The 12,209-nt window shown below is 56.7% G+C and carries 11 protein-coding genes; all 11 read left to right on the top strand.

Translation table 11 applies throughout. From position 1 onward, the window contains the following. The first annotated feature begins 170 nt into the window (after window positions 1-170). The 11 genes from wecA to wzyE are packed head-to-tail and all read left to right on the top strand — an operon-like array spanning window position 171 to window position 12,209. Window positions 171-1,274 (top strand): UDP-N-acetylglucosamine--undecaprenyl-phosphate N-acetylglucosaminephosphotransferase, encoded by a 1,104-nt coding sequence (wecA, locus tag GY169_RS22645; RefSeq protein ID WP_163448150.1) that lies wholly within the window; start codon window positions 171-173, stop codon window positions 1,272-1,274. Window positions 1,275-1,287: 13 nt separating this feature from the next. Beyond that, the gene (wzzE, locus tag GY169_RS22640; protein WP_163448151.1) at window positions 1,288-2,334 is read left to right on the top strand and encodes an ECA polysaccharide chain length modulation protein; all 1,047 of its coding nucleotides are present in this window, start codon (window positions 1,288-1,290) and stop codon (window positions 2,332-2,334) included. A gap of 56 nt (window positions 2,335-2,390) precedes the next feature. Then, complete coding sequence (gene wecB / locus GY169_RS22635) at window positions 2,391-3,521, top strand: non-hydrolyzing UDP-N-acetylglucosamine 2-epimerase (RefSeq protein WP_167577171.1); 1,131 nt, start codon at window positions 2,391-2,393, stop codon at window positions 3,519-3,521. Further along, the gene (wecC, locus tag GY169_RS22630; protein WP_163448153.1) at window positions 3,518-4,780 is read left to right on the top strand and encodes a UDP-N-acetyl-D-mannosamine dehydrogenase; all 1,263 of its coding nucleotides are present in this window, start codon (window positions 3,518-3,520) and stop codon (window positions 4,778-4,780) included. The genes wecB and wecC overlap by 4 nt, the downstream gene beginning before the upstream one ends. Further along, complete coding sequence (gene rffG, locus GY169_RS22625; protein WP_167577170.1) at window positions 4,777-5,844, top strand: dTDP-glucose 4,6-dehydratase; 1,068 nt, start codon at window positions 4,777-4,779, stop codon at window positions 5,842-5,844. Before wecC ends, rffG begins: the two co-directional genes overlap by 4 nt. A 22-nt stretch (window positions 5,845-5,866) precedes the next feature. Beyond that, the gene (gene rfbA / locus GY169_RS22620; protein ID WP_167577169.1) at window positions 5,867-6,748 is read left to right on the top strand and encodes a glucose-1-phosphate thymidylyltransferase RfbA; all 882 of its coding nucleotides are present in this window, start codon (window positions 5,867-5,869) and stop codon (window positions 6,746-6,748) included. Beyond that, entirely contained in the window at window positions 6,726-7,400 is a 675-nt protein-coding gene (gene rffC / locus GY169_RS22615) for a dTDP-4-amino-4,6-dideoxy-D-galactose acyltransferase (RefSeq protein WP_167577168.1), read from the top strand. Before rfbA ends, rffC begins: the two co-directional genes overlap by 23 nt. A gap of 4 nt (window positions 7,401-7,404) precedes the next feature. Next, window positions 7,405-8,535, top strand: a complete 1,131-nt coding sequence (gene rffA / locus GY169_RS22610; RefSeq protein ID WP_163448157.1) for a dTDP-4-amino-4,6-dideoxygalactose transaminase — start codon at window positions 7,405-7,407, stop codon at window positions 8,533-8,535. 1 nt (window position 8,536) lies between these two features. Then, entirely contained in the window at window positions 8,537-9,787 is a 1,251-nt protein-coding gene (wzxE, locus tag GY169_RS22605; RefSeq protein WP_167577167.1) for a lipid III flippase WzxE, read from the top strand. Further along, window positions 9,784-10,863, top strand: a complete 1,080-nt coding sequence (locus tag GY169_RS22600) for a TDP-N-acetylfucosamine:lipid II N-acetylfucosaminyltransferase (protein WP_167577166.1) — start codon at window positions 9,784-9,786, stop codon at window positions 10,861-10,863. Before wzxE ends, GY169_RS22600 begins: the two co-directional genes overlap by 4 nt. Continuing rightward, window positions 10,860-12,209: an ECA oligosaccharide polymerase gene (gene wzyE, locus GY169_RS22595; RefSeq protein ID WP_167577165.1), complete on the top strand. Its 1,350-nt coding sequence runs from the start codon at window positions 10,860-10,862 to the stop codon at window positions 12,207-12,209. Before GY169_RS22600 ends, wzyE begins: the two co-directional genes overlap by 4 nt.

Here is a 12,209-nt window from a genome sequence, read left to right as displayed (position 1 = left end):
GTTCCGCTTTTTTTTCGCGGACAATTGCGGTTTACGGCTACAATAATAGCTAGTTTGTAAAATTGGTTATAAATCAGGCGAGTTTCCCCAATATTCATCAGGCTTCCTCTTCTGATGAGTAGTTATCGTGGGTATACTTTCGCTACTAATATTCGCAGCGAGTATAAATTGTGAGTTTACTGGCCGTCGGTACTGACCTGATCAGTATTTTTTTGTTCACCACCGTATTTCTTTTTTTCGCCCGCCGGGTGGCTAAAAAGATCGGGTTGGTGGACAGACCTAATTTTCGTAAACGTCACCAGGGGGTTATCCCGCTTGTGGGCGGCATCTCTGTATACGCCGGTATTTGCCTCACTTTTGCGATCGCCAATTACTACATCCCGCATGCTTCCCTTTATCTGGCCTGTGCTGGCGTACTCGTGCTGGTCGGCGCACTCGATGACCGTTATGACATCAGCGTTAAAATTCGCGCAATCATTCAGGCGCTGATTGGTATTGTGATGATGAGCGTCGGAGGGCTGTACCTGCGCAGCCTCGGCTATATCTTTGGCTCGTGGGAGCTGGTGCTCGGTCCGTTTGGCTTCTTCCTGACCTTGTTTGCCGTCTGGGCCATCATCAATGCTTTCAACATGGTGGACGGTATCGATGGCCTGCTTGGCGGCCTGTCGAGCGTCAGCTTCGGCGCCATTGGTCTGATTCTGTGGTTTGACGGGCAGACCAGCCTCGCCATGTGGTGCTTTGCCATGATTGCCGCCATCCTGCCATACATTATGCTCAACCTGGGCGTGCTGGGGCGTCGCTATAAAGTCTTTATGGGGGATGCCGGCAGTACGCTGATTGGCTTCACCGTTATCTGGATCCTGCTGGAAACCACCCAGGGTACGCATCACCCGATTAGTCCGGTCACCGCGCTGTGGATTGTCGCCATTCCGCTTATGGACATGGTGGCGATTATGTATCGCCGTCTGCGTAAGGGCATGAGCCCGTTCTCGGCTGACCGTCAGCATATTCACCATCTGATCATGCGTGCGGGCTTCACCTCTCGTCAGGCGCTGGTGTTGATTACGGTTGCCGCCGCGTTGCTGGCGGGCATTGGTGTGGCTGCCGAATACACTCGCGTTGTGCCTGAATGGGTCATGCTGATTTTGTTCCTGATGGCTTTTGGCCTCTACGGTTACTGCATCAAGCGGGCATGGAAAGTGGCGCGTTTTATTAAACGCATGAAGCGCAGAATGCGTCGGAACAGTGAAAAAAATCCAAAATTAACCAAGTAAAACTGGGGTAGTAATGACACAACCATTACCGGAAGCACAGTTATCAAGTGCGGAGAATGAACTGGATATTCGTGGCCTGTTTCGCGCGTTGTGGTCGGGGAAACACTGGATTATCGGCCTTGCGGTGCTATTTGCCGCTGTGGTGCTGATTTATACCTTTTTTGCCCGACAGGAATGGAGCACCACGGCGATCACCGACCGGCCAACGGTCAACATGCTAGGCGGCTATTACTCGCAGCAGCAATTCCTGCGCAATCTGGATGTGAAGGTTAACCCAACCACCACGACGCCGCCGTCGGTGATGGATGAAGTTTACAAAGAGTTCGTTATGCAGCTCGCCTCCTGGGATACCCGTCGTGATTTCTGGTCGCAGACGGACTACTACAAGCAGCGGATGGTGGGCAATTCCCGCGCCGATGCCGCCCAGCTTGATGACCTGATTAACGACATTCAGTTCATTCCTGGCGATGCGCAAAAAAACGTGAGCGACAGCGTCACGCTGAGCGCAGAGACCGCGCAGGACGCCAATAACCTGCTGCGCCAGTACGTGGCGTTTGCCAGCGAACGTGCCGCGGGGCATCTGAATGACGAGCTGAAAGGCGCGTGGGCCGCGCGAACCATTCAGGTGAAAGCGCAGGTGAAGCGTCAGGAAGAGGTGGCTCAGGCGATTTTCAATCGCCGTCTGCACAGCATTGAAGCCGCGCTGAAAATTGCGCAGCAGAACAATATTACCCGTAGCGTCACGGATGTACCGGCCGATGAGCTCCCGGATTCCGAGCTTTCTTTACTGGGACGTCCGATGCTGCAGGCACGACTGGAAAACCTGCAGGCCGTTGGGCCGACCTTCGATCTGGATTACGATCAGGCGCGCGCTATGCTGACGACCCTCAACGTGGGGCCGACGCTGGCAAAGAGTTTTCAGACTTATCGGTATTTGCGCACACCAGAGGAGCCGGTAAAACGCACCAGCCCGCGCCGCGTATTCCTGATGGTGATGTGGGGCATTGTCGGCGCATTGGTGGGTGCGGGGGTGGCACTGGCGCGTCGTCGCACGCAGTAAATACCCATCAATGGTGAAGGGCGATGGGCCTGGTTCATCTATAGAAGAGAATCGATGTGAAAGTTCTGACTGTATTTGGCACACGTCCGGAGGCGATCAAAATGGCGCCTCTGGTTCATGCGCTAGCAAAGGATCCTCATTTTGAGGCAAAAGTATGCGTCACCGCACAGCATAGGGAAATGCTTGATCAGGTGCTAAACCTCTTCTCCATTGTTCCGGACTATGACCTCAACATCATGAGTCCAGGACAGGGTTTAACCGAAATAACCTGCCGCATTCTGCAGGGGTTGAAGCCTGTTCTGGAGTCGTTTAAACCAGACGTTGTGCTGGTGCATGGCGACACGACAACGACTGCCGCGGCAAGCCTGGCGGCATTTTATCAGCGCATTCCCGTTGGTCATGTGGAAGCGGGGCTGCGCACGGGCGATCTCTATTCGCCGTGGCCGGAAGAAGCGAATCGCACGCTCACCGGGCACCTGGCGATGTATCATTTCGCGCCGACCGAAAACTCGCGGCAGAATCTGCTGCGGGAGAATCTGCCGGATAAGCGCATTTTCGTCACCGGCAACACGGTGATTGACGCGTTGTTCTGGGTACGCGATCGGGTACTGAGCGATACCGCGCTGCGTAGCGATATGGCGCAGCGTTATCCGTTCCTCAGCAATGGCAAAAAGACGATTCTGGTCACGGGGCACCGTCGCGAGAGTTTTGGTCAGGGCTTTGAACATATTTGTCATGCGCTGGCCAAAATTGCCGCGGATAACCCGGATGTGCAGATTGTGTATCCGGTGCACCTCAATCCGAATGTCAGCGAACCGGTCAATCGGATTCTGGGGCACATCGATAGCGTCATATTGATTGAACCGCAGGACTACTTGCCGTTTGTCTGGTTGATGAATCATGCATGGCTGATTCTCACCGATTCGGGCGGCATTCAGGAAGAGGCGCCGTCGCTGGGCAAACCCGTACTGGTGATGCGTGAAACCACTGAGCGTCCGGAAGCCATCGATGCCGGCACGGTCCGCCTGGTGGGAACGGATAGCCAACGCATTGTGGATGAAGTTACGCGCCTGCTGCGCGATGACGAAGAATATCAAAGGATGAGCCGGGCCCATAACCCTTACGGGGATGGCCGGGCATGCGAACGTATTTTGGCAGCATTAAAAAATAATCAGGTAACGTTATGAGTTTCTCAACCCTCTCGGTGATCGGTCTGGGCTATATCGGCCTTCCTACGGCGGCGGCGTTTGCCTCCCGGCAAAAGCAGGTTGTGGGCGTCGATATCAATCAACACGCGGTGGATACCATCAACCGCGGTGAAATTCATATTGTCGAACCCGATCTCGACAGGGTGGTGAAAACCGCGGTGGCGGATGGCTATCTGCGCGCCACCACCACGCCAGAAGCGGCCGACGCTTACCTGATTGCCGTGCCGACGCCGTTTAAAGGCGATCACGAGCCGGATATGATTTATGTCGAAGCGGCAGCGCGTTCTATTGCGCCGGTGCTAAAGAAAGGGGCGCTGGTGATCCTCGAGTCCACCTCGCCGGTTGGCGCGACCGAGCAAATGGCCGGCTGGTTGGCTGAGATGCGCCCGGATCTGACCTTCCCGCAGCAGGTTGGCGAGCAGGCGGATATTAACATTGCCTACTGCCCGGAACGCGTGTTGCCGGGGCAGGTGATGGTCGAACTGATTAAAAACGACCGCGTCATTGGCGGCATGACGCCGGTGTGCTCCGCTCGCGCCAGCGAGCTGTACAACATTTTCCTCGAAGGCGAATGCGTGGTGACCAACGCCCGCACCGCCGAGATGTGTAAGCTGACGGAAAACAGCTTCCGCGACGTTAACATCGCGTTTGCTAACGAACTGTCGCTGATCTGCGCCGATCAGGGGATTAACGTCTGGGAACTGATTCGCCTGGCGAATCGTCATCCTCGCGTCAACATTCTCCAGCCGGGTCCTGGGGTGGGCGGGCACTGTATTGCCGTCGACCCGTGGTTCATCGTGGCGCAAAATCCGCAGCAGGCACGTCTGATCCGTACCGCGCGTGAAGTGAACGACCATAAACCGTTCTGGGTGATCGACAAGGTGAAGGCGAATGTCGCCGACTGCCTGGCCGCCAGCGACAAACGCGCCAGCGAATTGAAAATTGCCTGCTTTGGCCTGGCATTTAAACCGAACATCGATGACCTGCGCGAAAGTCCGGCGATGGAAATTGCTGAACTGATCGCCCAGTGGCACAGTGGCGAAACGCTGGTGGTAGAGCCGAATATTCATCAACTGCCGAAAAAACTCGACGGCTTGTGCTCGCTGGTGTCGGTAGAGACGGCGTTAGCCGATGCCGATGTGTTGGTGATGCTGGTCGACCATGCTCAGTTTAAAGCCATCAGCGGCGACGTAATTGCCCAGCAGTTTATTGTCGATACCAAAGGGGTCTGGCGTTGAAACGTATTCTGGTGACTGGCGGCGCGGGCTTTATTGGCTCCGCCGTCGTACGTCACATCATTAACCACACCGCGGACAGCGTGGTGGTCGTTGATAAGCTGACCTACGCCGGTAACCTGGCGTCTTTAGCGCCGGTTGCGGATGATGATCGCTTTGCTTTCGAGCAAGTGGATATCTGCGATCGCCCGGCGCTGGACCGCGTGTTTGCCCAGTATTGCCCGGACGTGGTGATGCACCTGGCCGCGGAAAGCCACGTTGACCGTTCTATCGATGGACCGGCGGCATTTATCGAAACCAACATTGTCGGTACCTACACGCTGCTGGAAGCCGCTCGCGCCTGGTGGTCCACGCTGGATGATGCGGGTAAAGCGGCGTTCCGCTTCCACCATATTTCTACCGATGAAGTGTACGGCGATCTGCATTCGACGGACGATTTCTTTACCGAAACCACGCCGTATGCGCCAAGCAGCCCGTATTCCGCGTCGAAAGCCAGCAGCGACCATCTGGTACGCGCCTGGCTGCGTACCTATGGCCTGCCGACGCTTATCACTAACTGTTCAAACAACTACGGTCCGTACCACTTCCCGGAAAAACTGATCCCGCTGACTATTCTCAACGCCCTGGCGGGTAAACCGCTGCCGGTGTACGGCAACGGTCAGCAGATTCGCGACTGGCTGTTTGTCGATGACCACGCCCGCGCGCTCTATCTCGTCGCCACCACCGGCGGCATTGGCGAAACCTACAATATTGGCGGTCATAACGAGCGTAAAAATATCGAGGTCGTCGAGACGATTTGCGCGCTGCTTGAAGAACTGGTGCCGCAAAAGCCGCAGGGTATTGCGCGTTATCATGACCTGATTACTTTTGTCACCGATCGTCCGGGCCATGATTTACGCTACGCGATTGATGCCGCGAAAATTGCCCGCGAGCTGGGCTGGACGCCGGAAGAGACGTTTGAAAGCGGTATGCGTAAAACGGTGCAGTGGTACCTCGCCAACGAAAGCTGGTGGAAGCAGGTACAGGACGGCAGCTATCAGGGTGAACGCCTGGGTCTGAAAGGCTAAAACGCCCGGAGGAGGAAAAGCAATGAAAGGCATTATTCTGGCTGGCGGCTCGGGTACGCGCCTGCATCCGATTACCCGCGGCGTGTCGAAGCAGCTGTTGCCGATTTACGATAAGCCAATGATCTACTATCCGCTGTCGGTGCTGATGCTGGCGGGGATCCGTGACATTTTGATTATCACTACCCCGGAAGACAAAGGTTACTTCCAGCGACTGTTGGGCGACGGCAGTGAGTTCGGTATTTCACTACAGTACGCTGAACAGCCAAGCCCGGATGGGCTGGCGCAGGCGTTTATTATTGGCGAAACCTTCCTCAACGGCGAACCGTCGTGCCTGGTACTGGGTGACAATATCTTCTTTGGCCAGGGCTTCAGCCCGAAACTGCGTCACGTGGCAGCGCGTAGTGAAGGGGCGACAGTCTTTGGTTATCAGGTGATGGATCCGGAACGTTTTGGCGTGGTGGAATTTGATGACCAGTTCCAGGCGCTGTCGCTGGAAGAAAAACCGAAACAACCTAAATCGAACTGGGCGGTCACCGGGCTGTATTTCTACGACAGCAATGTTGTGGAATACGCGAAGCGGGTGAAGCCCTCCGAACGCGGCGAGCTGGAAATCACGTCCATCAACCAGATGTATCTTGATGATGGCAAGCTGACCGTCGAGCTGCTGGGGCGCGGTTTTGCCTGGTTGGATACCGGCACCCACGACAGCCTGATTGAAGCGAGCATGTTTGTGCAGACGGTCGAAAAACGTCAGGGCTTTAAAATTGCCTGTCTGGAAGAGATCGCCTGGCGCAACGGCTGGCTTGACGATGAAGGTGTGAAGCGCGCCGCCGCCGGGCTGGCGAAAACCGGCTACGGTCAATATCTGCTGGAGCTGCTTCGTGCCCGTCCGCGCCAATATTGAGCCCCTGACGTGGGAAAATCAGTTTTTCGGCGTGAATAGCGCGATCGTCCGTTTTGCCGACGATGCGCCGCTGCTGACCGCCGAACGGCTGGCGGGCTGGTCGCGGGTGCAGGCGAAGATCGCCGCACACCAGGTCGCGCAACTGGATGCGCTGCAGGCGCTGGGCTTTCAGCTCGTGGAAGGCGAGGTCGATCTGGCGCTGCCCGTCACGCCGGTAGCCTGCCCGCAGGCGCAGGTGGCTTGTGAGTCCGATATCCCGGAATTACGGGCACTGGCGGCGCAGGCGTTTGCCTTAAGCCGCTTTCGTGCGCCGTGGTACGCTCCCGACGCCAGCGGCCGCTTCTATGCTCAGTGGATAGAAAACGCGGTCAAAGGCACGTTTGATAACCAGTGCCTGGTTTTTCGCGACAACAACGGCGCGATCCGCGCATTTGTTTCTCTACGAGAATTGAGTGCCTCCGATGCGCGTATTGGCCTGCTGGCCGGACGCGGCGCGGGCGCAGAATTGATGCAGGCTGCGGTACGCTGGGCGTATACTCGCGGCCTATCGACGCTGCGTGTGGCGACGCAAGCCGGCAACACCGCAGCACTTCAACGCTATATTCACAGCGGCGCTAATGTCGTCAGCACCGCGTACTGGCTATACAGGTGACATCATGATCCCATTTAACGCCCCACCAGTCGTGGGTACCGAACTCGATTACATGCAATCCGCGATGGGCAGCGGCAAGTTGTGCGGCGACGGCGGCTTTACCCGCCGCTGCCAGCAGTGGATGGAGCAACGTTTTGGTAGCGCCAAAGTGCTGTTAACGCCGTCCTGTACCGCATCGCTGGAGATGGCGGCCATCCTGCTGGATATCCAGCCGGGCGACGAAGTGATCATGCCGAGCTATACCTTTGTCTCCACCGCCAACGCCTTCGTGCTGCGCGGCGCCAAAATTGTGTTTGTCGACGTGCATAAAGAGACCATGAACATCGATGAGACGCGGATTGAAGCGGCAATCACCGACAAAACCCGCGCCATCGTGCCAGTGCACTACGCGGGCGTGGCCTGCGAGATGGACACCATCATGGCGCTGGCGAAGAAGTACAACCTGTTCGTGGTAGAAGACGCCGCGCAGGGCGTGATGTCGACCTACAAAGGCCGCGCGCTGGGCTCCATCGGCCATATCGGTTGCTTCAGCTTCCACGAAACCAAAAACTACACCGCAGGTGGTGAAGGCGGCGCAACGCTGATTAACGATCGTGCGCTGGTCGAGCGGGCGGAAATCATCCGCGAAAAAGGCACCAACCGTAGCCAGTTCTTCCGTGGGCTGGTGGATAAGTACACCTGGCGCGATATTGGTTCGAGCTACCTGATGTCCGATCTGCAGGCCGCCTATCTGTGGGCGCAGCTCGAAGCCGCCGACCGTATCAACAAGCAACGTCTCGCGCTATGGCAGAGCTACTATGATGCGCTGCTGCCGCTGGCTGACAGCGGACGTATTGACCTGCCGGTGATTCCGCAAGACTGCGACCATAATGCGCACATGTTTTACATCAAGCTGCGCGACGTTGAAGACCGCAGCGCGCTGATTAACTGGCTGAAAGAGGCCGAGATTCTGGCGGTGTTCCACTATATTCCGCTGCACTCCTGTCCGGCGGGCGAGAAGTTTGGCGAGTTCCACGGTGAAGATCGCTTTACCACCAAAGAAAGTGAGCGCCTACTTCGTTTACCGCTGTTCTACAATCTGTCGCCGGTCAATCAGCGCACGGTGATCAATACGCTGCTGAGCTACTTCGCCTGATATGTCGCTGGCAAAAGCTTCGGTGTGGACCGCCGCGTCCACGCTGGTAAAAATTGGCGTTGGCCTGCTGGTGGTGAAGCTGCTGGCGGTGTCGTTTGGCCCCTCGGGCGTCGGCCAGGCGGGTAACTTCCGCCAACTGGTGACCGTGCTCGGCGTACTCGCCGGGGCCGGTATTTTCAACGGGGTGACGAAATTTGTTGCCCAGCATCATGACGACCCGGCACGCTTGCGGCAGGTCGTCGGCACCTCCTCGGCGATGGTGTTGGGTTTTTCGACGCTACTGGCGGCGATTTTCCTGCTGGCGGCGGCACCGATAAGTCAGGGCCTGTTTGGCCATAGCCACTATCAGGGGCTGGTACGGCTGGTCGCGCTGGTACAGATGGGCATCGCCTGGGCGAACCTGCTGCTGGCGCTGATGAAAGGGTTCCGCGATGCGGCGGGTAATGCGCTGTCGTTGATCGCCGGGAGCCTGATTGGCGTTGTGGCCTATTACGCCTGCTATCGGCTAGGCGGTTACGAGGGGGCGCTACTGGGGTTGGCGCTGGTGCCTGCGCTGATTGTCATTCCCGCGGCGGTGATGTTAACCCGGCGCGGCCAGATTCCGTGGGGTTATCTCAAGCCGCAGTGGGACAATGCGCTGGCCGGTCAGTTGGGTAAATTTACCCTGATGGCGCTGATTACCTCGGTCACGATGCCGGTGGCCTACGTGATGATGCGAAACCTGATGGCGGCGCACTACAGCTGGGATGAAGTCGGGATTTGGCAGGGCGTCAGCAGTATCTCCGACGCTTATCTACAGTTTATTACCGCTTCGTTTAGCGTCTATTTGCTACCAACGTTATCGCGCCTGGTCGCGAAGCAGGATATTTCCCGCGAAATTGGCCGCTCGCTGAAGTTTGTATTACCCGCCGTGGCGGCGGCGAGTCTGACCGTCTGGTTGCTGCGCGATTTTGCTATCTGGCTGCTGTTCTCCTCGAAGTTTGTCGCCATGCGCGACCTGTTCGCGTGGCAGCTGGTGGGCGATGTATTGAAAGTAGGCGCTTACGTTTTTGGTTATTTAGTCATCGCTAAGGCTTCGCTGCGCTTTTATATTCTGGCGGAACTGAGTCAGTTCACGCTGCTCACGGCGTTCTCACACTGGCTGATTCCGGCGCACGGTGCGCTGGGGGCGGCGCAGGCCTATATGGCGACCTATATTGTTTATTTCGCGCTGTGTAGCGGCGTATTTTTAATTTGGCGTAAACGGCAATGACCGAACTGATACATATCCTGGGATCGGATATCCCTCATCATAACCAGACAGTGCTGCGGTTTTTTGCCGAGGAGCTGGCCGAAGAGCCTGCACACGCCCGTCAGTTTATGGTGGTCAGCAAAGACGACGGCCTGGAGGCCGCGTTCCCTTCGCTGATGATTGAACGCTACGTCGATAAATCGGCGCTGGCGAAAGCCGTGGTGGCGAAGGCGAAGGCCAATCGCCAGCAGCGATTCTTCTTCCACGGCCAGTTTAATACCGGCATCTGGTTGGCGTTACTGAGCGGCGGCCTGAAGCCGTCGCAGGTGAGCTGGCATATCTGGGGAGCCGATCTGTATGAAGTCTCGCGTGGCTTGAAGTTCCGCCTGTTCTATCCGCTGCGCCGGATAGCACAGGGCCGCGTAGGGCGCGTGTTCGCCACCTGCGGCGATCTGAGCTATTTCGGCAATATGCACCCGCAGGTGCCCGGTGAGGTGCTCTATTTCCCGACGCGGATGGATCCGGCGCTGAATTCGCTGGCGGATTCCACGCCGCGAGAAGGCAAGTTGACCATTCTGGTGGGCAACTCTGGCGATCGTAGTAACGAACACATTGCCGCGCTGAAGGCGGTGCACCAGCAGTTTGGCGACACGGTGAACGTGATCGTACCGATGGGCTACCCGGCCAACAACGAGGCTTATATTGCTGAAGTAGACCACGCCGCGCAGGCGTTGTTCAGCAAAGAAAATGTGCAGATTCTGCGCGAAAAGCTGGAATTTGACGCCTATCTTGCCCTGTTGCGCCGCTGCGACCTGGGCTATTTTATTTTTGCGCGCCAGCAGGGTATTGGCACGCTGTGCTTGCTCATTCAGGCGGGGATCCCCTGCGTGTTGAACCGTCAGAATCCGTTCTGGCTGGATATGGCCGAGCAAAACATTCCGGTGTTGTTTACTGATGACGCGCTCACCGAGCCGGTGGTGCGAGAAGCCCAGCGTCAGCTGGCGCTGGTGGACAAAAACGCCATCGCCTTTTTCAAACCTAACTATCTGGCGCCATGGCATCGGGCGTTGCAACTGGCGGCGGGGGAAGCGGTATGAGCGAAATGCAGTTTACCGGGCTGTTCGTCGTCTGGCTGCTGTCGACGCTGTTTATCGGCACCCTGACGTGGTTCGAGTTTCGCCGCGTGCGTTTTAACTTCAACGTCTTCTTTTCGTTGTTGTTCCTGCTGACTTTTTTCTTCGGCTTCCCGCTGACCTGTACCCTGGTGTTTCGCTTCGGCGTCGGCGTTTCTCCGCCTGATGTATTGCTGCAAACGCTACTGATTTCGGTCTGTTTTTACGCGGTGTACTACGTCACTTACAAAACCCGGCTGCGCCCTGCCAATGCGACGGTCACGCGCCGCCCGCTGTTTACCATGAACCGGGTTGAGACGCATATTACCTGGGTATTGCTGATGGGGCTTGCGCTGTTGACGGTCGGCACGTTCTTCCTGCACAACGGTTTTCTGCTCTTTAAGCTGCACTCCTATAGCCAGATTTTTTCCAATGAGGTCTCCGGGGTCGCGCTTAAGCGCTTCTTTTACTTCTTTATTCCGGCGATGCTGGTTGTCTATTTTCTCAAGCCGAGCTTTAAAGCGTGGATTGGCTTCCTGATTGCTACCGTGGCCTTCGGCCTGCTGACCTATGCCATCGTCGGAGGCACGCGAGCAAACATTATCATCGCTTTCGCTATCTTCCTGTTTATCGGTATTATTCGCGGCTGGATCTCGCTGTGGATGCTGGCGGCGGCGGGCGTGCTGGGCATTGTTGGCATGTTCTGGCTGGCGTTGAAACGCTACGGTATGAACGTCAGTGGTGACGAAGCGTTTTATACCTTCCTTTACCTGACGCGCGACACTTTCTCGCCGTGGGAGAACCTGGCGCTGCTGCTGCAAAACTACGATAAGATCGACTTCCAGGGCCTGGCGCCAATGGTGCGCGACTTTTACGTCTTTATCCCCAGTTGGCTGTGGCCATCGCGTCCAAGCATTGTGCTGAATACCGCCAACTACTTTACCTGGGAAGTGCTTAACAACCACTCCGGACTGGCTATCTCACCGACGCTGATTGGCTCGCTGGTGGTGATGGGCGGCATGTGGTTTGTGCCGCTGGGCGCGGTCGCGGTAGGGCTGATTATTAAGTGGTTCGACTGGCTGTATAGTCTGGGCAACCAGGAGACGAATCGCTATAAGGCGGCCATCCTGCACAGTTTCTGTTTTGGCGCAATTTTCAACATGATCGTGCTGGCGCGTGAGGGGTTGGATTCGTTCGGTTCTCGCGTCGTCTTCTTTATGGTCATCTTTGGTTTCTGTTTGCTGGTGGCGAAATTGCTGTACTGGTTGTTTGAGAGCGCGGGGCTGATTCATCAGCGGTTAAAACGCCCTGCGCAGGTTGGAGAAGGATAA

Origin of the sequence: Kluyvera genomosp. 3 (assembly GCF_011765685.1) — a bacterium.
Taxonomy (GTDB): Bacteria; Pseudomonadota; Gammaproteobacteria; order Enterobacterales; family Enterobacteriaceae; genus Kluyvera; species Kluyvera georgiana_A.
The sequence above is the reverse complement of the archived record's forward strand: the minus strand, read 5'-3'. Positions and strand labels throughout refer to the sequence as shown.